At 66.0% G+C, this 22,153-nt stretch carries 19 protein-coding genes and 1 pseudogene; 12 read left to right on the top strand and 8 right to left on the bottom strand.

The window, feature by feature from the left end; genetic code table 11:
• The 3 genes and pseudogenes from A5736_RS10125 to A5736_RS10115 form a co-directional block, all read right to left on the bottom strand.
• Positions 1-812, bottom strand: a pseudogene (locus A5736_RS10125) (hypothetical protein); the annotation flags it as partial.
• Complete coding sequence (locus A5736_RS10120) at positions 809-3,400, bottom strand: transglycosylase domain-containing protein (protein WP_139333238.1); 2,592 nt, start codon at positions 3,398-3,400, stop codon at positions 809-811. The gene A5736_RS10120 and the pseudogene A5736_RS10125, both read right to left, overlap by 4 nt.
• The gene (locus A5736_RS10115) at positions 3,393-3,818 is read right to left on the bottom strand and encodes a DUF5318 family protein (RefSeq protein ID WP_076128967.1); all 426 of its coding nucleotides are present in this window, start codon (positions 3,816-3,818) and stop codon (positions 3,393-3,395) included. The genes A5736_RS10120 and A5736_RS10115 overlap by 8 nt, the downstream gene beginning before the upstream one ends.
• A 125-nt stretch (positions 3,819-3,943) precedes the next feature.
• On the opposite strand from A5736_RS10115, the gene A5736_RS10110 reads away from it, so the two are divergent.
• The 8 genes from A5736_RS10110 to A5736_RS10075 all read left to right on the top strand — a co-directional run bounded on the left by A5736_RS10110 (position 3,944) and on the right by A5736_RS10075 (position 10,604).
• Positions 3,944-4,825, top strand: a complete 882-nt coding sequence (locus A5736_RS10110; RefSeq protein ID WP_076129091.1) for a DUF1707 domain-containing protein — start codon at positions 3,944-3,946, stop codon at positions 4,823-4,825.
• 149 nt (positions 4,826-4,974) lie between these two features.
• Positions 4,975-5,517 carry a PadR family transcriptional regulator gene (locus tag A5736_RS10105; RefSeq protein WP_076064568.1) on the top strand — a complete coding sequence of 181 codons (543 nt, stop codon included), beginning with the start codon at positions 4,975-4,977 and terminating at the stop codon, positions 5,515-5,517.
• A 59-nt stretch (positions 5,518-5,576) separates the two neighbouring features.
• Positions 5,577-6,674, top strand: coding sequence for an inositol-3-phosphate synthase (locus A5736_RS10100; protein WP_076128969.1), 1,098 nt, complete (start codon positions 5,577-5,579; stop codon positions 6,672-6,674).
• A gap of 43 nt (positions 6,675-6,717) precedes the next feature.
• Entirely contained in the window at positions 6,718-7,620 is a 903-nt protein-coding gene (locus A5736_RS10095) for an alpha/beta fold hydrolase (RefSeq protein WP_076128971.1), read from the top strand.
• Between the two features lie 16 nt (positions 7,621-7,636).
• Entirely contained in the window at positions 7,637-8,422 is a 786-nt protein-coding gene (locus A5736_RS10090) for an LLM class F420-dependent oxidoreductase (protein WP_076245957.1), read from the top strand.
• Between the two features lie 111 nt (positions 8,423-8,533).
• The gene (locus A5736_RS10085) at positions 8,534-9,265 is read left to right on the top strand and encodes a GntR family transcriptional regulator (RefSeq protein WP_076128975.1); all 732 of its coding nucleotides are present in this window, start codon (positions 8,534-8,536) and stop codon (positions 9,263-9,265) included.
• 118 nt (positions 9,266-9,383) lie between these two features.
• Entirely contained in the window at positions 9,384-9,875 is a 492-nt protein-coding gene (locus tag A5736_RS10080; RefSeq protein WP_076128976.1) for a MarR family winged helix-turn-helix transcriptional regulator, read from the top strand.
• 57 nt (positions 9,876-9,932) lie between these two features.
• Entirely contained in the window at positions 9,933-10,604 is a 672-nt protein-coding gene (locus tag A5736_RS10075) for an SDR family oxidoreductase (RefSeq protein WP_076128978.1), read from the top strand.
• On the opposite strand, the gene leuS is transcribed toward A5736_RS10075, so the two are convergent.
• On the bottom strand, positions 10,601-13,513 hold the full coding sequence (gene leuS / locus A5736_RS10070; protein ID WP_076245956.1) for a leucine--tRNA ligase: 2,913 nt from the start codon (positions 13,511-13,513) through the stop codon (positions 10,601-10,603). The two genes, A5736_RS10075 and leuS, sit on opposite strands and share 4 nt — an antisense overlap.
• A 177-nt stretch (positions 13,514-13,690) precedes the next feature.
• Here leuS and A5736_RS10065 point away from each other — a divergent pair, with 177 nt between their 5' ends.
• Together A5736_RS10065 and A5736_RS10060 are read left to right on the top strand one after the other, a co-directional pair.
• Positions 13,691-14,773 (top strand): LpqN/LpqT family lipoprotein, encoded by a 1,083-nt coding sequence (locus A5736_RS10065; RefSeq protein ID WP_076245954.1) that lies wholly within the window; start codon positions 13,691-13,693, stop codon positions 14,771-14,773.
• Positions 14,774-14,841: 68 nt separating this feature from the next.
• Complete coding sequence (locus A5736_RS10060; protein ID WP_076245952.1) at positions 14,842-15,183, top strand: hypothetical protein; 342 nt, start codon at positions 14,842-14,844, stop codon at positions 15,181-15,183.
• A gap of 20 nt (positions 15,184-15,203) precedes the next feature.
• On the opposite strand, the gene A5736_RS10055 is transcribed toward A5736_RS10060, so the two are convergent.
• Positions 15,204-15,806, bottom strand: coding sequence for a YqgE/AlgH family protein (locus A5736_RS10055; RefSeq protein WP_076128985.1), 603 nt, complete (start codon positions 15,804-15,806; stop codon positions 15,204-15,206).
• 140 nt (positions 15,807-15,946) lie between these two features.
• On the opposite strand from A5736_RS10055, the gene A5736_RS10050 reads away from it, so the two are divergent.
• Together A5736_RS10050 and A5736_RS10045 are read left to right on the top strand one after the other, a co-directional pair.
• On the top strand, positions 15,947-17,233 hold the full coding sequence (locus A5736_RS10050) for an MFS transporter (RefSeq protein ID WP_076245962.1): 1,287 nt from the start codon (positions 15,947-15,949) through the stop codon (positions 17,231-17,233).
• A gap of 12 nt (positions 17,234-17,245) precedes the next feature.
• Positions 17,246-18,019: a TIGR03084 family metal-binding protein gene (locus tag A5736_RS10045; RefSeq protein ID WP_076245961.1), complete on the top strand. Its 774-nt coding sequence runs from the start codon at positions 17,246-17,248 to the stop codon at positions 18,017-18,019.
• A gap of 27 nt (positions 18,020-18,046) precedes the next feature.
• On the opposite strand, the gene A5736_RS10040 is transcribed toward A5736_RS10045, so the two are convergent.
• The 3 genes from A5736_RS10040 to A5736_RS27205 all read right to left on the bottom strand — a co-directional run bounded on the left by A5736_RS10040 (position 18,047) and on the right by A5736_RS27205 (position 21,965).
• Positions 18,047-18,766 carry a sensor domain-containing protein gene (locus A5736_RS10040; RefSeq protein ID WP_083667293.1) on the bottom strand — a complete coding sequence of 240 codons (720 nt, stop codon included), beginning with the start codon at positions 18,764-18,766 and terminating at the stop codon, positions 18,047-18,049.
• A gap of 114 nt (positions 18,767-18,880) precedes the next feature.
• On the bottom strand, positions 18,881-20,638 hold the full coding sequence (locus tag A5736_RS26300) for a serine/threonine-protein kinase PknH/PknJ (RefSeq protein WP_254848337.1): 1,758 nt from the start codon (positions 20,636-20,638) through the stop codon (positions 18,881-18,883).
• Positions 20,639-20,732: 94 nt separating this feature from the next.
• On the bottom strand, positions 20,733-21,965 hold the full coding sequence (locus tag A5736_RS27205) for a hypothetical protein (protein WP_371328374.1): 1,233 nt from the start codon (positions 21,963-21,965) through the stop codon (positions 20,733-20,735).
• Positions 21,966-22,153 lie beyond the last annotated feature (188 nt).

Here is a 22,153-nt window from a genome sequence, read left to right as displayed (position 1 = left end):
GCGGCGCCCAACCCAATGAGCGCGCCGGCCAGGACGGGTTTGCGGCGCGCCCATGCCAGCAGTCCCGCGAGCGCGAATCCCGTTGCCAGCGCATCGAAGTTGGTGAATATCTGAAAGATCAACAGCGGCGAGGCCGCCACCAGCGCCGCATCCCAGATGCGACGGCCGGAAAGGCCCGCGGTCGCCCAGACGGTCGCGAGCCAGGCCAGCGCCAGGCCGAAGGCCGCGACGTCGAAGAACACCACCACCTCGGCGACCACCGGAAGGGGGGCTACCTTGCTCAGCGCGGTGTAGGTTTTGGCCACCGCCATCGACGCGTACTGATAGAGACCGGTCAACACCGGATACTCCATGTATCGCACCGCCGGCTGGCCGTCATAGCGGTTCTGCGGCGAACCGTTGTTGTCGCTTTCGATCCAGCTCGACTTGTACGGAAACTTGCCCTGGCTCAACAGTTCCGCGCCGTAGAGCGGCACCGTGTCGGAGTAGCACAACTCGTAGTAGGCGCGTTGGTTGTCCCAGTTGGCGACCCGCTGATCGCCGGTTCCGGTACCGGTGCTCTGCAGGCAGGCCGCCTTCGTCGACCAGCCGAGGGCCAGAAACACCAGCCCGATCAGAAACATGACCCGCAGCGGAGTCATCAGCCGGGCGCGCCCGATCAGCGCGTGCCGACCCACCGGTCCGCCGATCACATCCGCCAGGGCGGCACCCAGAGAATCGGTGTGGCTTGGGCAATCGCGGTTGCCAGCGCTACGCAAATCCGCGGCCAGCGGTCGCGGCGAAATGGCGCTCTGCTGCCGAGCGCCGGTCACGGTGGCGGCTGGAGGAATGGCGGGCCCCCGGGCGGTGGGCCACCCGGCTGGGGACCGCCCGGTTGGACGCCACCCGGACCCTGTGGTGGCGACGGCGCGACCGTGATCGTCGTGGGTGGACCAACGGGGATGGTGATCCCCGGCGCTACCTCGACGGTGGGCTGGATGACCTGCTCGGACGGCGGCGGGGGCGGAGGAGGCGGCGCGGCGGGCACGCCGGCGTAACCGCCGATCTCGCTCGGTTTGGGGAAGGTCTCATTCGAGGTGCCCTTCAGCGCGCCGTCCATCGTCGCCTTCCAGATGTCCGACGGCAGGCCCGAACCGTAAACCTCTGCGCCCGAAGCGGTTACCAGTGGCACGTTGTCTTGGACGGTGCCCACCCATACAGCCGTCGAGAGCGACGGCGTGTATCCGACCATCCACGCATCCTTGTTGGCTTTGGTGTCACCCAGCTGCACCGTGCCGGTCTTGGCGGCCGACGCGCGCCCGCCGGCCAGGGAGTGGCCACGCGAATAGGCGGCGATCGGCTGCATCGCCGCGGTGACGTTATCCGCCACGCCCTTGTCGAGACGTTGCTCGCCGTTGTTGTCCGAGCCACCGGCGTCGAAAAGGACTTGCCCATCGGCATTGACGACCTTTTGCACCAGATGCGGCCGGTGATACACGCCGGACGCCGCCAGCGTGGCGTAGGCCGACGCCATGTCGATCGGTCGAGTTTGGTACTGCCCCAACACGATCCCGTTGTTCGGTGGCCCGCCCTTGCCATCCTCGGACAGCGTGTGCTCGACGCCCGGGAAGCTTTTCGCGATACCGGCTTGGTGCGCGGCGTCCGCGACCGCCTGCGGCCCGTTCTTGAGCTTGAGCATCAGCCGGTAGTAGGCGGTGTTGAGCGAAAGCTTCAGCGCCTCAGCGATGTTGCAGGTTCCGCAGCTCTCGCCGTCGACGTTGGTGATCTTGATGCCGTCCACCGTCAGCGGGGAACTGTCGACCTGGTAGCCCAGGCCGATCCCCTGCTGGAGTGCCGCAACAAGTGCGAACACCTTGAACGACGATCCGGTCTGCAGGCCGGCCTGAGCGAAGTCGAAACCGTTGGCATCGGTACCGCCGTAGTAGGCGCGTATCGCGCCGTTGTGCGGGTCGATGGACACCGCGGCGGACCGCATGTCCGGGTCTTGCCCGTCGAGGTATTTCGAGACCGCCTTCTCCGCCGCCTGCTGGGCTTTCGGGTCGATGGTGGTGGTGACCTGCAGACCCTGCGTGTTGAGGGTCTGCTCGTCGATGTTGAACAGCTCCATCAGTTCCCTGGTCACCTGACGCTCGATCAGCCCGTTGGGGCCGGTCGTCTGATTCTGCGCGCGGGCCTGATCGGGCGGCACCGTGGGCGGAAAGACTTGTGCCGCGCGATCACTCGGCGACAGCGTCTTGGTTTCCACCATGCCATCCAGCACCCAGTTCCAGCGGGCCGCGGCACCCTTTGGATCGACGGCCGGGTCCAGTGAGGACGGGCGCCGAATCAGTGCCGCCAAGAGTGCGCCCTCGGCCACGGTGAGCTGCTCGACGGGCTTGTTGAAGTAGGCCTTGGCGGCGGCCGAAATCCCGTAGGCCCCCCGCCCGAAGTAGATGATGTTCAGATAGGCCTGCAGCACATCGTCTTTGGACCACTCCCCCGACATCTTGGTGGCAATGACCAACTCCTTGGCCTTGCGCAGCAGTCCACTGAACCCGTGTTGGGCGGAACCGACCAGGGCGTTCTTCACGTACTGCTGAGTGATCGTCGAACCGCCCTGCAGATCGCCGCCGCCAAAAAGGTTGTTGTTCACCGCCCGCGCGAATCCGCTAAAAGAAAAGCCCGGGTTGGAATAGAAGTTGCGGTCCTCGGCGGCGATTACCGCCTGGCGCACGTGCACCGGCACCTGGTTGATGTTTACATCGACCCGATTGCCTTCCGGGGGAATGATTTTCGCGATCTCCGAACCATCGCTGGCCAGGATCGTCGAGACCTGGTTGGTCCGGATGTTGCCCGGTTTGGGAATGTCGACGATGAAGTACGCCATCGTGAAGGTGACGATCGGCAGCAACACCAGCACCGCCGCGGTGAGGTAGGCCGCGCGGCGCACCCACCGCCAATTGATCTGGTCGACCCAGCTCCAGTCCGGCCGCGGCCCTGCAGCCCGCGGGTCCGGTCCGATCGGATCACCGGGCCCACCGGGCCGGCGTGGTGGAGGCGGTGGTCCGGCCGGTGGCCGCTGACCGGACATCGGACGGTGGCGCCGCCCAGGCGTTGGCGAGCGGCCGTCGAGCGCGGCCTTGACCTCATCGATCGCGTCGGTCGGCAGCGGTTTCGACGGCGGAGCGTCCAGCGCGGCCTTGACCTCATCGAGCGGATCGCGCCGCCTGGGGCTCCGGTCGTCGACGACGGGCGGAAGGATCGTCGTCATCCGGTCGTCGGGAGGAAGCGGCCGACGGGGGCGGGGCTCCTGGGGCGCGCCATCGTCCGGGCGGTCGGTGCTCGCATGCTTGCCCACGCGCTCAGTCGCTGGCCCGCTCGCCTCACCGGACGACTGGTCGTGGCGCCCTTCGTTACTCAATGGCCGTGCGGGCGCCGTTGCGCGCAGTCCGGGTGCCGCGCGTGCCCTTTGGCGGGCGTGCCGCGCCGAGCACATACGACTTGACCAGATGATTCCAGCTGCAGGTTCGGCACACCTCCACCACGTGGACCGCGAACTCGTCGTACCGGGTGGCCAGCAAGACCAACTCTTCGGCCGTCCGCGCAGAGCCCGACACCGCGCCCAGGTGCTCGCCGAACACCCACGACACCAATGTGAGCTGTTCCTTGCGGCAGATCGGGCACATCACCTGGCTGGTTTTTCCGTGAAACTTCGCGGCGCGCAGCAAATAGGGGTTCGCGTCACACACCTCGGACACACCGGTGCGGCCGGAGTACACCTCGGCCAGCACGGCGCGCCGCCGAAGCGCGTAGTCCACCACCTGTCGCTGCAGTCGCACGCTGACCAGAGTACGTCGCGATGCCGGCCGCCGATATGCAACCAACGCCGTCGCTCTGGCTGAGGCGCCGTAATCGCTCGTCACATCCGGTGCCGAACTCGGCTCGGCCTTCTACGATCATGGCCGTGGCGAAATGGTTGGGAGCACCGGTCGGTGGCGGGACGACGTCGACCACCCGCGCCAAGGACACCGATCGGCAAGACGCCTGCGCGATTCTCGACAACGCCCTGGGCGACGGTGAACTGTCCGGGGAAGAACACCGGCAACGAGTCAGCGGCGCCACCAATGCGGTCACGCTGGGTGATCTGCGGGCGCTGTTGGCCGACCTGCAGGTGAACAACGCCCCGGCCAAGCTGCGGGGCGCCAAGCCGCCGACGAAAGTCAGCGGATGGGTCATGCTGGTCGCCGCGTTCGTCGTCTCGGTGCTACTGGGAGTCGGAATCGGATGGGGCCTCTACGGCAACGCCGGCTCGCCGCTGGACTTCGGCAACGGCCGCGAGGACCCCGGGGCCAAACCGGACGGAGTGGCCCCCGTCGTGCTGACCCCGCCCACGCAGCTGCATTCGGTCGGCGGGCTTACCGGCCTGATGGAGCAAACCCGCAAGAGGTTCGGGGATACCGTCGGCTATCGGCTGGTGATCTACCCGACGTATGCCAGCCTCGACCGTCCCGACCCATCCGACGACCGCCGCGTGCTCGACTACACCTACCGCGGCGGGTGGGGCGATCCGACCAGTTCCGCCAAGAGCTCCGTCGATGGGCCCGTGACGGCGGATCTCAGCAAGTTCGACATCGCGGCGACCGTGGGCATCATGCGCGGCGCCCCCGAAACCCTGCACATGAAGCAGGCGGACATCCGAACCATGTACCTGATCATTGAGCCCGGGAAGGATCCCACGGCGCCGGGCGCACTGTCGCTGTCCCTGTACGTTTCCAGCGATTACGGCAGTGGTTCGATCACATTCGCGGGCGACGGCACCGTCAAGCGGTTGGATTTGCCCACGTAGACGGCCTATCCGGTGACCCCCGGCCGGGCACATTTCGCGGTGATCAACAGCACACCAACACCAGGTGCTGTTGTGGCTAATATATCGAAACGATACGATGACGCGAGGCGTCGGACCGTCGTAACCAGCCAAGCAAAGGGGGTGAATCGATGCTGGAGCTCGCCATCCTGGGGCTTCTGATCGAATCGCCCATGCACGGTTACGAGCTAAGGAAACGGCTGACCGGCCTACTCGGCGCGTTCCGTGCATTTTCGTACGGCTCGCTCTACCCGGCCCTGCGGCGCATGCAGGCCGACGGGTTGATTGCCGAGGATGCCGCCCCGGCCGGGACCCCGGTCCGGCGGGCAAGGCGCGTCTACCAACTGACCGAGGCGGGCCGTCGACGCTTCGGTGAGTTGGTGGCCGACACCGGCCCGCACAACTACACCGACGACGGCTTCGGGGTACACCTGGCCTTCTTCAACCGCACCCCGGCGGAGGCGCGGATGCGCATTCTGGAAGGCCGCCGCCGCCAGGTCGAGGAACGCCGAGAAGGTCTGCGTGAAGCCGTGGCGCGGGCCAGCAGCTCGTTCGATCGCTACACCCGCCAGCTTCACCAACTCGGGCTCGAGTCCAGCGAGCGCGAAGTCAAGTGGCTCAACGAGCTCATTGCTGCGGAACGGGCCATGCCTGGCCTCACCGAGCAGACGTAACCCCCTTGCACAAACCCGAATACAGCGACACCACGTTATTGAGTTAGGAGAACGCCCTAATGAGTGAGCAACACGCGCCAAAGGCGTCGACGGATGTACGAGTCGCCATTGTCGGCGTCGGAAACTGCGCGTCCTCGCTTGTTCAGGGCGTCCAGTACTACTACGACGCCGACGCAAACAGCACTGTGCCGGGCTTGATGCACGTGAAGTTCGGCCAATACCACGTTCGCGACGTGAAGTTCGTGGCCGCGTTCGACGTCGACGCCAAGAAGGTCGGCTTCGATCTGTCCGAGGCGATCTTCGCGTCGGAGAACAACACGATCAAGATCGCCGACGTGCCGCCCACCAACGTGACGGTGCAGCGCGGCCCGACGCTCGACGGCATCGGCAAGTACTACGCCGACACCATCGAGGTGTCCGACGCCGAGCCGGTCGACGTGGTCAAGGTGCTCAAGGAGAACAACGTCGACGTGCTGGTCTCCTACCTGCCGGTGGGCTCCGAGGAGGCGGACAAGTTCTACGCCCAATGCGCGATCGACGCGGGGGTGGCGTTCGTCAACGCGTTGCCGGTGTTCATCGCCTCGGACCCGGTGTGGGCCAAGAAGTTCGCCGACGCGGGCGTCCCGATCGTCGGGGATGACATCAAGAGCCAGGTCGGTGCCACCATCACCCACCGCGTGATGGCCAAGCTGTTCGAGGACCGCGGCGTGCAGCTCGACCGCACCATGCAGCTCAACGTCGGCGGCAACATGGACTTCCTGAACATGCTCGAACGCGAGCGGCTGGAGTCGAAGAAGATCTCCAAGACCCAGGCCGTGACGTCCAACCTGCAGCGCGAGTTCAAGACCAAAGACGTGCACATCGGCCCGTCCGATCACGTCGGCTGGCTCGACGACCGCAAGTGGGCCTACGTCCGCCTGGAGGGCCGTGCATTCGGTGACGTACCGCTGAACCTGGAGTACAAGCTCGAGGTGTGGGATTCGCCGAACTCGGCGGGCGTCATCATCGACGCGGTGCGCGCCGCGAAGATCGCCAAGGACCGCGGCATCGGCGGACCGGTTGTGCCCGCTTCGGCGTACCTCATGAAGAGCCCGCCGCAGCAGTTGCCCGACGACGTCGCGCGCGCCCAGCTCGAAGAGTTCATCATCGGGGCGTAGTGGGTCGAGCGTCGCTCCAGCGTGACGCATAGAGTCGGAGACCGTGACCGAGATCTCCGAGGACGAACTGGTTGGACTGCACGAGTTCGCGCTGCTGTCCGAGAACGCCGAGCAGGCCGGGGTTTCAGGACCTTTGCCGCAGGTGCGGCGGATCGATTCCGGTCCAATTAGCGCACTGCAATGGGGTGACTCGCCGTCGCGGATCGTTTTCCTGCACGGCGGCGGGCAGAACGCGCACACATGGGACACGGTCATCGTCGGCGTCGGGGAGCCGGCGCTTGCGGTCGACCTTCCCGGTCATGGACATTCCGCCTGGCGTGAGGACGGCGACTACTCACCGCAGCACAACGCCGAGACCCTGGTGCCGGCGCTGCGCGAGCTCGCACCGACCGTCGACCTTGTGGTGGGCATGTCGCTGGGCGGGTTGACCGGGATACGGCTGGCCGCTGTCGCGCCCGAGCTGGTGCCGGAATTGGTCCTCATCGACGTGACCCCGTCGGCGCTGCAACGGCACGCCGAGCTGACCAAAGAGCAGCAAGGCACCGTCGCGCTGATGCACGGCGAGCGGGAGTTCCCCAGCTTCCAGGCGATGCTGGACCTCACGATCGCCGCCGCGCCGCACCGCGAGGTGACGGCGCTGCGCCGGGGCGTGTTCCATAACTCCCGCCGGCTCGACAACGGAAATTGGACGTGGCGCTATGACGCCATCCGAACGTTCCCCGACTTCGCCGGCCTGTGGGACGACGTCGACGCCCTGTCCGCGCCGATCACATTGGTGCGCGGCGGCTCATCGGGCTTCGTCACCGACGACGACGCGGCCGAACTCCGAAGGCGCGCAAAGCATTTCCGAACTGCACACGTCGTAGAGAATTCCGGGCACTCGGTGCAAAGCGATCAGCCGCGCGCACTGATCGATCTGGTGCGCGGGGTGCTCGAGGCACACTGAGACTACGGTTGCACACATGACTGCTGAGCGCCCCATCCGCATCGGCGTGCAGCTGCAACCGCAGCACGCCCCGCATTACGGCCATCTTCGCGACGCCGTGCGCCGCTGTGAGGACATCGGCGTCGACATCGCCTTCAATTGGGACCACTTCTTCCCGCTCTACGGGGATCCCGACGGCCCGCACTTCGAGTGCTGGACCATGCTGGGCGCCTGGGCCGAGCAGACGTCGCGCATCGAAATCGGCGCGCTGGTGACGTGCAACTCTTACCGGAATCCGGAGCTGCTGGCCGACATGGCCCGCACCGTCGACCACATTTCGGATGGCCGGCTCGTCCTGGGCATCGGATCGGGCTGGAAGCAAAAGGACTACGACGAGTACGGCTACGAGTTCGGCACCGCGGGCAGCCGACTCGACGACCTGGCGGAGGCCCTGCCCCGGATCAAGGCGCGGCTGGCCAAGCTCAACCCGGCGCCCACCCGTGACATCCCGGTCCTGATCGGCGGCGGGGGTGAACGCAAGACCCTGCGGCTCGTCGCCGAGCACGCGAGTATCTGGCACAGCTTTTCCTCGGCCGACGAGTTCCCGGCCAAGTCGGCAGTTCTCGGACGCCACTGCGCCGACGTTGGGCGTGACCCGGCCGAAATCGAATGCTCGGCCGCGGTTGGAAACTCAGGCTCGCTGATCGGCGACGCCGAAACCCTCGTCGGCCTCGGCGCCACGCTGCTGACGGTCGGCGTCAACGGCCCGGACTACGACCTGAGTGCCGCCGAGTCACTGTGCAAGTGGCGCGATAAGCGCTAATCCCTCGATTCGAGGTTTGCTCCAATTCATCGGCGAAAAACCTGCACGCGCGTGCCAAGTCGTGAGAAACTTTCCTCCGCTGATTGCAGGTGCACATTCTGAAAGAGACTGATGCCGAAGAAATACGGGGTCAAAGAAAAAGACCAGGTTGTTAACCACATTCTCAACCTGATATTGACCGGGAAGCTGCGCAGCGGCGACCGCGTCGACCGCAACGAGATCGCGCTTGGGCTGGGCGTAAGTCGTGTCCCCATTCAAGAGGCGCTCGTGCAACTCGAACACGACGGCATAGTCTCCACGCGCTATCACCGGGGAGCTTTCGTCGAGCGGTTCGACGAGGCCACGGTCCTCGAGCATCACGAACTCGACGGTCTGCTCAACGGCATAGCGTCAGCCCGCGCCGCGGAAAACCCGACGCCGCGGATCCTGGGACAAATCGACGCGCTCATGCGATCGCTGCGCGGCGCGAAGGAAGGGCGGGCCTTTTCCGAAATCGCTCGGGAATACCGCCGCACCGTCAACGACGAGTACGCGGGCCCGCGGCTGCACGCCACCATTCGTGCCTCGCAAAACCTCATCCCGCGCGTGTTCTGGATGACATACCAGAGCAGCCGCGACGACATGTTGCCGTTCTACGAAGACGAAACCTCCGCCATCTACCGGCGCGACCCGGAAGCCGCCCGGGCCGCATGCATCGGTCGCTCCCACTTGATGGCCCAGACCATGCTGGCCGAACTGTACCGGCGCAGAGTATTCACCCCCGCCGAAACCGTTGGCGCCGCGCCTCTTCGGATACTCGCCGGCGTCGACGCCGCCTGCGCCGAGCCGTCGATCGCGCTCTGAAAAGAGCGGCCCAGTCATCACTTTGCGAAACGGGATGCAAAGTCGTGAAATCCGGTTCTAAAACTGGTCGGCAATAGCTACCTTGTACGCACCCGATATCCGGTTAGACTGCCAAACTATGGCGGACAGCACTTCCACCGTGCCCGAAGTGACGGAGCTTGCGGAGGGATTGCACCGTGCGCTGTCCAAACTGTTTTCGATTCTGCGCCGCGGCGACCCCAGCGGTGCCGTGGCCGGCGACCTCACGCTGGCGCAGCTCTCGATCCTGATCACGTTGCTCGATCAAGGGCCTATCCGGATGACGGATCTGGCCGCACACGAGCGCGTACGGACGCCCACCACGACAGTGGCGATTCGACGGTTGGAGAAGATCGGGCTGGTGAAGCGCTCGCGCGACCCGTCGGACCTGCGCGCCGTGCTCGTCGACATCACCCCGCGTGGGCGCGCGGTCCATGCCGAGTCGCTGGCCAACCGGCACGCCGCCCTCGCGGCGATGCTCAGTCAGCTGCCCGAGTCCGACTTGAACACCCTGATGAAGGCGCTGGCGCCGCTGGAGCGCCTCGCCTCCGGCGAAGCTGCGCCCACCCCTTCGGGGGAATCGACCGCGTAAGCGGCCGCGAAACTGACTGTTTCGCAACGTCATTGGTGGCGTCCGTAGACTGGCGGCATGCCCACTGCTCTCATCACCGGGGCCGGCGGCGGTATCGGTTCCGCCATCGCCACCGCGCTGGCGCCGACGCACACACTGCTCTTGGCCGGTCGGCCCTCCGATCGCCTGGATGCCATCGCGGAGCGCCTCGACGCCACAACGTTTCCATTGGACCTGACCGATGCCGACGGGATCGAATCCAGTTGCGAAATCGTGGATGCCCTGGACGTGCTAGTGCACAACGCCGGTGTCTCGATCCCGGGCCATGTCGCCGAGTCGGGTGTCGAAGAGTGGCGCGCCACCTTCGACGTGAATGTCTTTGGCGCGGTGGCTCTTACGCTGGCGCTCTTGCCGGCATTGCGGAGCGCCCGCGGTCAGGTGGTGTTCGTCAACTCCGGCGCGGGGCGCAAGGTCTCGCCGGGCATGGCATCCTATTCGGCCAGCAAGTTCGCGTTACGCGCGTTCGCGGACTCGCTGCGCGACGACGAGCCGGAATTGCGGGTCACCACGATATATCCCGGCCGCACCGACACGACCATGCAGCGTGAACTGGTCGCGTTCGAAGGCGGCGAGTACGACCCCGCCAACTTCCTGCGGCCCGAAACCGTCGCTGCCGCGGTCGCCAGCGTGGTGGCCACGCCGCCGGACGGCCACATCCACGAGGTGGTGCTCCGACCTAGACGGGTCTAGACGACCAGATTGACCAGCCGGCCCGGAACGACGATTACCTTGCGCGGGGTGGCGCCAGCGAGGAACGCCTGGACCTTTTCATCGGCAAGCGCGGCGGCTTTCAGGATGTCCTCTCCGGCGTCGGGGGCCACCACCACCCGACCGCGTACCTTGCCGTTGACCTGCACCGGGTATTCCACGGTGTCCTCGACGAGATAGGCCGGGTCGGCGGCCGGAAACGGGCCGTGCGCCAACGACGTTGCGTGGCCCAGGCGTAGCCACAACTCCTCGGCCATGTGGGGGGCCAGCGGCGCCAACATCAGCACCAGCGGCTCCACCGCCGAGCGGGGCACCGAATCCCGATGCTCTTTGGTGAGGTGGTTGGTGTACTCGATCAGCTTGGCGGCCGCGGTGTTATTGCGCAGTGCCGCATAGTCTTCCGTTACGCCGGCGATGGTGCGGTGCAGCGAGCGCAGTGTGCCGGTGTCCAGGTCTTGCTGGCCGGCGTCGTCGGCCACCCTTGTTTCGCCCGTGCCCTCGTCGACCACCAGCCGCCATACCCGCTGCAGGAAGCGGTAAGCACCGACGACGTCCTTGGTGGCCCAGGGCCGGGACGCCTCCAGCGGGCCCATCGACATCTCGTACACCCGCAATGTGTCCGCACCGTATTCGTCGCAGATCTCGTCGGGCGAGATCGAATTCTTCAGGCTCTTACCGATTTTGCCGAATTCCTGAAACACCTCGATTTCGCCGTCGGGCCCCGGATAGACGAAGCCGCCGCCGCGTTCGATCACCTCGTCCGCCGGGACATACGATCCGCGAGCATCGGTGTAGGCGAAGGCCTGGATGTAGCCCTGGTTGATCAGCCGCCGATACGGTTCCCGGGAGCTCACATGGCCGAGGTCGTACAAGACCTTGTGCCAGAACCGGCAATACAGCAGGTGCAGCACCGCGTGTTCGGCGCCGCCGACGTACAGGTCGACGCCGCCCGGATCGTGCGGGCCGTGTTCGGCCGGCCGGGGCCCCATCCAGTACGCCTCGTTTTCCTTGGCGCAGAACCGTTCCGAGTTATGCGGGTCGGTGTAGCGCAGCTCGTACCAGGAGCTGGCCGCCCACTGCGGCATCACGTTGGTGTCGCGGGTGTAGGGCTTCGGGCCATCGCCCAGGTCGAGCTCGACGTGCACCCACTCGGTCGCCTTGGCCAGCGGCGGCGACGGCTCGCTGGCGGCGTCGTCGGGGTCGAACAACACCGGCGAATAGTCCGGCACATCGGGCAGCTCGACCGGCAACGCCGCCTCGTCCAGCGGATGTGGGCGACCGTCGCTGTCGTAGACGATCGGGAACGGTTCACCCCAATAGCGCTGCCGTGCGAAAAGCCAGTCGTGCAGTTTGTATTCGATGCGCGCCCGGCCGCGGCCTTCGGCTTCCAAGCGGGCGATGATCGCTTCCTTGGCCGCCGCCACGTCCAGTCCGTCGAGGTGGCCGGAGTTCACCAGCACGCCGTCACCGGTGTATGCCGCCTCCGAAATATCGCCGCCCGCAATGACTTCCACGATCGGCAGGTGCAGCTCCCGGGCGAATTCCCAGTCGCGCTGGTCGTGGCCGGGGACCGCCATGATGGCCCCGGTCCCGTATCCGGCCAGCACGTAGTCGGCGATGAAGATCGGCACGGGCTTTCCGTTGGCGGGGTTGGTCGCGTAGCTGCCCAGGAAGACGCCGGTTTTGTCCCTGCTCTCCTGGCGCTCGAGGTCTGACTTCGCGCGGATCGCACGCCGGTATGCCGCGACGGCCTCAGCGGGGGTGGCGGACCCGTACGTCCATGCGGGATCCACCCCGTCGGGCCAGGCGGAGGCGACCAGGTCGTCGACCAGATCGTGTTCGGGGGCCAGCACCAGATATGTGGAACCGAACAGGGTGTCGGGCCGGGTCGTGAACACCTCGATATCGGTGACGTCGCCGTTGGTTTTGGTCGCGGAAAACAGCGCCTGCGCACCCCGGGATCGGCCGATCCAGTTGCGCTGCATGGTTTTGATCTTTTCCGGCCAGTCCAGCAGCTCGAGGTCGTCCAGCAGCCGGTCGGAATAGGCCGTGATACGCATCATCCACTGCCGCAACCGTTTCCGGAATACCGGGAAGTTACCCCGGTCGCTGCGCCCGTCGGCGGTGACCTCCTCGTTGGCCAGCACCGTGCCCAGGCCCGGACACCAATTCACCATCGCGTCCGCTCGGTAGACCAACCGGTAGCCGTCGATCACGTCGGCCCGCTCCCCCGCCGACAGCTTCGTCCAGTCCCGGCCGTCGTCGAGGGGGCGGGCACCGGAATCGAATTCGGAGATCAGCTCGGCGATCGGGCGCGCCTTGCCCGCCGCGGTGTCGAACCAGGCGTTATAGATCTGCAGAAAAATCCACTGAGTCCACTTGTAGAAGTCGACGTCTGTGGTGGAAAAGCTTCGCCGGCTGTCGTGACCAAGACCCAGCCGGCCCAGCTGGCGCCGGAAATTCACCACATTCGCCTCGGTCCGGGCGCGCGGATGAGTACCGGTTTGCACCGCGTATTGCTCGGCGGGCAGCCCGAAAGAGTCAAAACCTAACGCGTGCAGCACATTACGCCCGGTCATGCGGAAGTAACGGGCGTAGACGTCGGTGGCGATGTAACCCAGCGGGTGCCCGACGTGCAGCCCTTCGCCGGAGGGATACGGGAACATGTCCTGCACGAACAGCTTGTCGTCGGGCACCGGCGAACCGTCGCTTGGAGCCAGCGAGCCGACCGGATTGGGCACGTTGAACGTCCCGAGCCGCGCCCAGTTGTCCTGCCAGGCGCCCTCGATGCGGCCCGCCAGCTCCGCGGTGTAGCGGTATGGCGGCGCGTCGGAGTCCGTCGGAGCGCCGGCCGGGTTGCTCCCGGGCGCGCCGGTCGGGGATTCGGTCACCTGAACAGGGTATAAGGGCGGCCTCGGCAGTCCCGCCGGCCACAGGTTGGTCTCGGTTGCGTTGCGCGCCGATCAGAGGTTCATCCCAGGTCTATTTCGGCCCTATTCACGGTGTTTGACCACTGGTTACAGTCGGCCTCTGTAGTAACGCCTGAGCCGTTGGGAAGGACCGACGCCATGATTCAGATCACCCCGAATTACCGGGTTTTAGGGGGTCTGGTGGCCGGCCTGATCGGCGTCGCGCTTTTCTCGGGCGCCCAGGCCTCGGCGGAGCCCTTGGTTCCAGCACCCCCACCGATGCCCGTCGGCCCCGGTGCCGCCGCGCCGGCGCCACAGAATGTCATCAGTCCCGGCGCGGTCAACGGGAACAGATTCACCGCCACCCCGCCGTCGGCGAACCCATTCAATCCGCCCAATACCGCGGCCGCACCCGCCGCCCCGGGACCCGCTGCCGCGGCTCCGGTGCCGCCCTCGGCGACGCCGGCCGTCTCCGGGACCATCCGTGAGTATCTGCAAACGAAGGGCGTCAAGCTCGAGGCGCAGAAACCGCAGGGATTCAACGCTCTCGACATCACCCTGCCGGTGCCGCCGCGGTGGACACAGGTACCCGACCCCAACGTGCCCGATGCGTTCGCGGTGATCGCGGACCGGCAGGGCAATAGCGTGTACACGTCGAATGCGCAGGTCGTGGTCTACAAGCTGGTCGGCAACTTTGATCCCAAGGAAGCCATGACGCACGGCTACGTCGACAGCCAGAAGCTGCTCGCGTGGCAGACCACGAATGCCTCGATGGCCGATTTCGGCGGCTTCCCCTCGTCGGTCATCGAGGGCACATACCGCGACGGCGACATGTTGCTCAATACCTCGCGGCGCAACGTCATCGCCACCTCGGGTCACGACAAGTACCTGGTCACGCTGTCCGTAACCACCGATCGCACGCAGGCGGTCGCCGACGCACCCGCCACCGACGCGATCGTCAACGGGTTCCGGGTGGCCGTGCCCGGGGCCCCGCCCGCCGCGCCCGGGGCGTCGGCCCCCGCGCCTGCCCGGGCGCCGGGTAACGCGCCGGTTGCGGTTCCGGGGCAGACCGCCAGTGCGGCGCCCGTCGGGCTGCCGGGGCAGACCGTGAATGCGGCACCCGTCGGACTGCCCGCACAAGCGGCGGCGCCAATGCCGTCAGCGCAGCCCAGACCCAACTTATTGACGATGGTGCCCGGGCTGCCGCCGCTGCCGAACTTCAGTTTCCTCCAGCAGCGCTGACGCGGCGCCGACCCGAGCCCTGTGGAGCCGGGCGCGCGGATCGACGGCAGGACTCGTATTGTGAGGCCATGCTGATCGCGGGTCTGGTGTGCGTGTGTGCGGCGGTGGCTTCCGCCGGATTCGGAACCTGGTCGCTCTCCCACAGCCAGACGGTTGGCACCAGGCAGCTGGCGCTGCGCGCCTTGGCGCCGACACAGCTGGCCGTCGCGATCATGCTGGCCGCCGGCGGTGTCGTCGCGCTGGCCGCCTCCCCACAGACCGCCTTGGTGGTGGTGATCGTCTGTGTCGTAGGCGCTTTCGGCACGCTCGCCGCCGGATCATGGCAGAGCGCGCGCTTCGCGCTACGCCGTGAAGCGGCCTCGGCCGGCTGCGCCGGCAACTGCACAATGTGCACGCAGGCCTGCAACTGAAATGCGTCGGCGGTTGAGCCTTAGTTTCGGCTGATGTCGATCGGGTGCGTTGCCAGCAATGAAAGCGGCAGCGGCTGGCGGCGCAGCACCTGCCCCCACAAGTCCGCCCTCGGGCCAACAAGAACGTCGGACGGCAACGCGGACAACACAATCCAGTCGTCCCGCTCGATCTCGCCTTCGAGCTGACCGATCGTCCAGCCCGAGTAGCCGGCGAAGATTCGCACTCCCTCCACCAGGGGCGCGATCAGGTCGGGCTCGGCGTCCAGGTCGACCATCACCATCCGTCCGGCCACATGCCGCAGGCCCGGCACGCCGTCGGGGTCGGCGCCCACTCGCAAGGCGGCCAGACAAAGGGCCGCGTCACGCTTGACGGGCCCTCCGATGAACATCGTCTTCGGTTTGGCGGCGAGTTTGGCCCACTGCGGCAACACGTTGTAGACCGCGGTCTCGCTGGACCGGTTGAGCACCACGCCCAAGGTGCCGCCGTCATTGTGCTCGACGATGTAGATCACGCTGCGCCGAAATGTCGGCTCCAGCAGGTCGGTGTTGGCCAGCAGCAACGTACCCGCACGCACGCGCTGCGCGGCGGGTGCGACATAGTCCTCTGGATCTTCAGGCGGCACGTCACCATCATCGCACCCCGGGAGCGCCGTCCGGTGGAAACGGGTCCGCCCCAGCCATATTTGTACTGTTATTGCAGCGGCGTCGAGATCGGCGGCCCGCGTCCATAATCGTGGAAGTCGGTTCTGTGGTTCAAACCCGGATGCGCACGCACCTACGCGTCGAGCTATGGCGGTCGGTGCGCGGCTTGCCGGATTTCTGGCGATTGCTGCAGCTGCGCATGGCGAGTCAGTTCGGCGACGGCCTGTTCCAGGCGGGGATGGCCGGAGCGCTGCTGTTCAACCCCGACCGGGCCGCGGACCCGATGGACATCGCCCGCGCGTTCGCCGTGCTGTTTCTGCCTTACTCACTGCTGGGACCATTCGCCGGGGCGCTGATGGACCGCTGGGATCGGCGGCTTGTCCTTGTCGGCGCCAACATCGGCCGCCTGATATTGATCGCCGGAATCGGCACGATTCTCGCTGTCCGGGCCGGCGAAATGCCGCTGCTCATCGCAGCATTGGTCGCCAACGGCTTGGGCCGGTTCGTGGCATCGGGGCTATCGGCGTCGCTGCCACACGTCGTTCCGCGCGAACAGGTGGTGACCATGAACTCGATGGCCACCGCCGCCGGTGCCGTCGCCGCCTTCCTCGGCGCCAACTTCATGCTGGTGCCGCGCTTTGTCGTCGGCGCCGGCGATAGGGGAGCGGCGGTCGTCATTTTTCTCACCGCGATCCCTGTGGCGACGGCGTTGGTGCTGTCGTGGCGGTTCGCGCCCCGGGCGCTCGGCCCGGACGACACCAAACGCGCGATCCACGGGTCGGCCGTCTATGCGGTGATCACGGGCTGGCTGCACGGCGCGCGCACGGTTGTGAGCTACCCGACCGTGGCAGCAACACTGTCCGGTCTCGCCGCGCACCGCATGGTGGTCGGCATCAACTCGCTGCTGATCTTGTTGCTGGCCCATCACATGAAACATCCGGCGGCCGGCGGGCTGGGTATCGCGCTGGTGTTCTTCGGCGCCTCGGGGTTGGGAGCATTCCTGGCGACCGTGTTGACCCCACCGACGGTCCGGCGCTGGGGGCGCTACGCGGCGGCCAACGGCGCGCTGACCGCAGCCGCGCTGATCGAAGTCAGCGGCGCGGGGCTGTGGCTTCCCGTGATGGTGGCATGCAGCTTCTTCCTCGGCGTGACGGGCCAGATGATCAAGCTGTGCGCCGATTCGGCGATCCAGATCGACGTCGACGATGCATTGCGCGGCCACGTGTTCGCGGTACAGGACGCCTTGTTCTGGGTTTCCTTCATCGTCTCGATCACGTTGGCCGCGACCGTGATTCCCAAAGACGGGCACGCGCCCGGGTTCGTGCTGTTCGGATCGGCGCTGTATCTACTTGGGCTGGTCGTTCACAGCATCGTCGGCCGGCGCGGGCAGCCGGTGAACGGTGGCTAAGGTGAGGCGATGATGGCGGGACCCGGACCGATTGTGGCCGACTTGCGTGCGGAGAGCGACGACCTCGACGCGTTGGTGACGCCGCTTCCGGCCAATCGCTGGGCCGACCCCACGCCGGCGCCCGGCTGGACCATCGCACACCAGATCGGACACCTCCTCTGGACCGACCGGGTTGCCCTGACCGCGGTCACCGACGAGGCCGCATTCGCCGATCTGCTGGCGGCCGCGACGGCGGATCCCGTTGGCTTTGTCGACGCCGGTGCCGAGGAGCTGGCAGCCGTGGCGCCCGCCGAGTTGCTTGCCGACTGGCGGGGGACCCGCGCCCGGTTGCACGTGGCGCTGCTCTCGGTCGCCGACGGGCGCAAACTGCCGTGGTTCGGGCCGCCGATGAGCGCGGCGTCGATGGCCACCGCGCGGTTGATGGAGACCTGGGCCCACGGACTGGACGTCGCCGACGCCCTGGGTGTCACGCGGCCCGCCACGGATCGGCTCCGATCGATCGCGCACCTGGGGGTCCGGACCCGGGATTACGCGTTCATGGTCAACGGTCTGACACCGCCGGTCGAGCCGTTCCTGGTCGAGCTGCGTGGGCCCGGCGGGGACACGTGGTCGTGGGGACCGCCGGATGCGGTCCAACGTGTGACGGGCTCGGCGGAAGACTTCTGCTTCCTGGTCACCCAGCGGCGCCCGCTGAGGACTCTGGATCTCGCGGCGGTCGGTGCGGACGCGCAGCGGTGGTTGGAGATCGGGCAGGCCTTCGCCGGCCCACCGGGTCCCGGTCGCTGAGCGGGCCACGTCGCTGGGGGCCCGTTTCTAGTCAGGAATCTTGGCCAATATGGCCTTCGTAATCGTCGTCGGCTTATCTCCCAGCTCGTAGGCACATACCTGGTTGTCGATGACGATGTTGGCTTTGCTTGCCATGACGCGGGCGCAATCCCAGAATTTCGTCCCTTCGACGTGCCGAGGCAAAGTGATGATTCCACCGGAATCACTGGTTTCACCGAATCGCCATGTCGGTCGCTTCGCCCCATCCGAGAAGACGGCCGTGAACAGCCGTCCGTCGCATTTGCGCCACTGCTCGGCGGACCTAGCCACAAATGCCTTCGCCGCGGTGGAGTCATCAAAAGATGCGACTCCTTGGTCGACGCCGTGCTCGAGCTTCTGAGGCTCTGGCTCGTCGGTCTCCTGCTCAACGAACGCGCGCAAGCCGCTGCCGTCGTATGTGACGGCCATACCGTTAAAGTAGGCGCCCACGCATTCCGCTGGCGTGAACGTCCCGCCCTCCAAGCCGGCCGGCTGCGTAATCGTCTTTTCGACGACCATCTTTGGACCGCCCATAGTGCCGCGGATTTCATCGAGACTAAGCAGCAGCTGCGCCAGGTCGGCGTCTTGGACGCGAGCCGGGGCTTTTGCCAATGTTGTCGACGCTCCGACGCCAGACGCGCCGTTCGCTGGCCGTCCGTCGACAGTCGTAGTACATCCGCTCAATACAAGTGTCGCGACGACTGTCACCCCGGTCATCTGCCAGCGCATCCTGGTGGTCCCCAATCTCAAGCCGCTCCGCGCTCATTGTGCCGCTGTGGGTCCGCCAGGACCGGCTAGATGCGTCAAATGGAATTGTTCTGCCAGGTCGATCCCGCTACCAATTCACGCCTGGCCGACCTTGACGGCAATTTTGCCGACGACGGCTCCGGCCAGGTTGCCGGCGTCATTGCCGCAAACGATGACGTCGATGACCACGTTGCGACGGACAGCCAATGCCCGCTGACAGGATCCACCGTCGCCCGTAGTCATCGGGATGCCTGTCGTGTCATCGACAACGTTGGCCTGCCCGAATGTCCAATGTTGCGGTGGCGAGTTGGGAGGCGTGACGGTAAAAGACCGGCCACTGCAGGTCTTCCACGCATTCGTCTGGTCGGCAAGAAACTTCTGTGCTGACGTAGTCGTGGAGAATCCAACGACTGCTTGGATCACTCCCTGCTGCCAAACCTCTACACCTGCCGGTCGAAGCTTTTGCGCCTCAACGCCATCCCACCCCGCGCCGGTATAGGCGACGGCCTGAGCCGGTAACCAAGCGCCGACACAATTTTTGTCGGACATGTGAGCCGCATCGTCGAACAGGTTGTTGGAAACGGGGTCGGCCCACATTGTTGGGCCCGATGTTATGGTGCTGACCTCGTCGGGGGAGAGCAGCAGCCCCCTCAATAGCGAAGTAGCCACAGTCGGCGGTGCGATCTGCGATTGGGGAGGGGACGATGCCGCAGATTCGGATGTTGTTGGGGACGACGTGATATCGGAGTCGCGGTTCAATGCGATCGCTGCGATCGCTGCTACCACGATCGTCGCGACGCCAGCCACGGCGATCCAGACCCGAGCGCGCCGCTGGGGTTTGGGTACCGGATGTGCCGACGGCAATGGTGTGCGTAGCTGCGGTAAATAGTGGGACGACCCAGGCATGGGGGCCATTGGAGTGTACGGCCCTGGGCGCTGCCACCACGGGGATGAGTTGGGGCCAGGGAGGCTGTTTGGGTTGAAAATGACCTCGCTGCTGCGCACCGGGTGATGCGGCACCCAAAGCGGCGTGGTCGAGTCATTCAGCGCCTCGGCCGCCGCGTCGGCGAGTTGGCGCGCGGTCTGGAACCGTTGAGCAGGGTCTTTGGCCATCGCGGTGGCGATCACCTGGTCCAGCCGGACTGGCAGCTGCGGATTCTGTTCGGTGACTTTCGGCGGCGACTGCATCAGATGTGCCATCATTACCGCGGCCATCCCGTTGGTCGCCGGGAACGGCAATCTGCCGGTGAGCATTCGAAAAAGCGTGCAGCCCAGCGAGTAGAGGTCCGCGCGCCCATCGAACGGGCTGCCGGCGAGAACCTCCGGTGCGGCGTAGGCCACCGTCGCCAGCACCACCCCTGCGCTCGTCAACCTGCCGGTAGCATCGAGCGCACGCGCAATGCCGAAGTCTGCCAACAAAACCCGTTCGTCCCCGCTCGTGGCTTGCGACAACAAGAAATTCTCGGGCTTGACGTCGCGATGCACCACGTTGTGGTGATGGGCGTAGTCGAGCGCCTTGCCCACCTCGCCCACGATGTGCACGGCGCGTGCCGGGGTCATCGTTCCCGCACGTAGCGCGGCGTCGGCGTCGGTGCCATCAATGAACTGCATCGCGATCCAGAGCTGGCCCTGATACTCGCCGCGGCGGCGAATCGCGACGATATTGGGATGATCCAACCCGGCGGCCACGTCGGCCTCGCGCTGGAACCGAACACGGAAATCTGGGTCGCGCGACAATTCCGGGGAAAGTACCTTGAGCGCATCGCTGCGCGGCAAATCCGGATCACGAGCCAAATACACAGTACCCATGCCACCGGCGCCGAGGACCCGCTCAATGCGGTAACCGGCAACCACAGAGCCAACGGTTAGCATGCTGTGCAGCGAGAACGTTGGAATCTCGCGCCGGCGGACGGGTCCGCGATACGCCGAGCAATAACGGGTAGTGCGGTCATGATTTCCTGAGATACACCGGGGGGTCGCGACTCATATCGACCAGGTTGTTCACAGTCAAATTCACCAGGAATTGCTTTGGTCCCGAAGGGTCGTCCCCACCGAAAGTAAATCTCATAATGCCGGTTACGTGGACTAGCATCCGATTGGGGTCTAGCTCGTAGTTCATATTCACGGCGTCTTCGAATCGAATCACTTCGATGGTGTCCAGCTTTAGTGGCTGACCAAGATCAGTCTGTGTAATGCACGGGCAGCACTCCGATGGCGCAACGTGACCGCGGTTGTAGCAGTAGCGGAGGCGGGCCTCGATGGCGGCCTGCGACGCCCGCCGGCCGGCATCGTTGATAGTGACCGTCGGCTGAATCATGGGCCGAGCCCCGGTATCGGTCAGTGCCTCCAGGAGCAGCGGTTGACTCGCGGCACCGATATCGACGTACTTATTCGATGAGGACACCACCGGGGTGCCCGGGAAAACCGCCATGGGGCTGATCCCATCCGTCGGAATGCCCGAGATGGCAACCGATTTCAATGATGCGTTGCCCGAACCGGAGTCGCCCACCGCGAGTGTGATCGTCGTGGTGTCCAATTTCCATTGGCCGTCTATTTTGCGTAAACCCATCGTCGTCTTGGACTGCCTACGGCCGAAATTGGCGGACAAGACGAGGCGCCGCGCGGCCGATTGCGCAGGATCCCCGCCGGGCTCCAATTCGACTACGATGTTTGTGATCGGCGTGGCGGCAAGCTGGCGGCGCAGTGCCGCATCGGTTAGCAATGTGGTGTTGACAGGCTGAGCAGCACTGAGCGACAACGCGGTGCGGGCATCGCCGACGGCCAAGGCCTCAAGATAGCGTCGGCCTGCCATCTCGGCGGCTTGACGATCCCGCGCCGCCTCGTGGGCGGGGTCGCTCGCGGTTATCGTGTGCGCCGCGAAAGTCGCGACAAGGACGCCCAACGCCAACACGGCCAGCACCGAAACCGCCACGAGCAGTGCCCGTCTCGCGCGGCGCTTGCCTCGGCGGCCGGTTGAGTCGTCGACGGAAGATGCCTGCGCAGACAACCCCGCGAGCGAGATTGGTCGAGTGATGCCGGCCTGGGTGAGGTCACCGCGGCCGCTCGGAACCTTCAGGCCAAGCACGTCGGCGAACTCCGTGCACAAGGCGAAGCGGTCAGTAGGATTTTTGGCCAATGCGCGGGCCAGCACCTCGTCGAGCCCAGCCAGCTCTGGGCGCATAGCGCTGAGCCGCGGCGGAGGGGCCGTGAGGTGCGCGCTGATCACAGCGACCGCATTGGTGTTGGGAAACACCGGCACGCCGGTAAGCAAGTGATACGCGGTGGCGGCTAGCGCGTACTGATCGGCCCGTCCATCGATGTGGCCGCCCAACAACTGTTCGGGCGCCGCATAGGCTGCTGTACCGACCG

The sequence above is a fragment of the Mycobacterium sp. SP-6446 genome (assembly GCF_001954045.1).
Taxonomy (GTDB): Bacteria; Actinomycetota; Actinomycetes; order Mycobacteriales; family Mycobacteriaceae; genus Mycobacterium.
The sequence above is the reverse complement of the archived record's forward strand: the minus strand, read 5'-3'. Positions and strand labels throughout refer to the sequence as shown.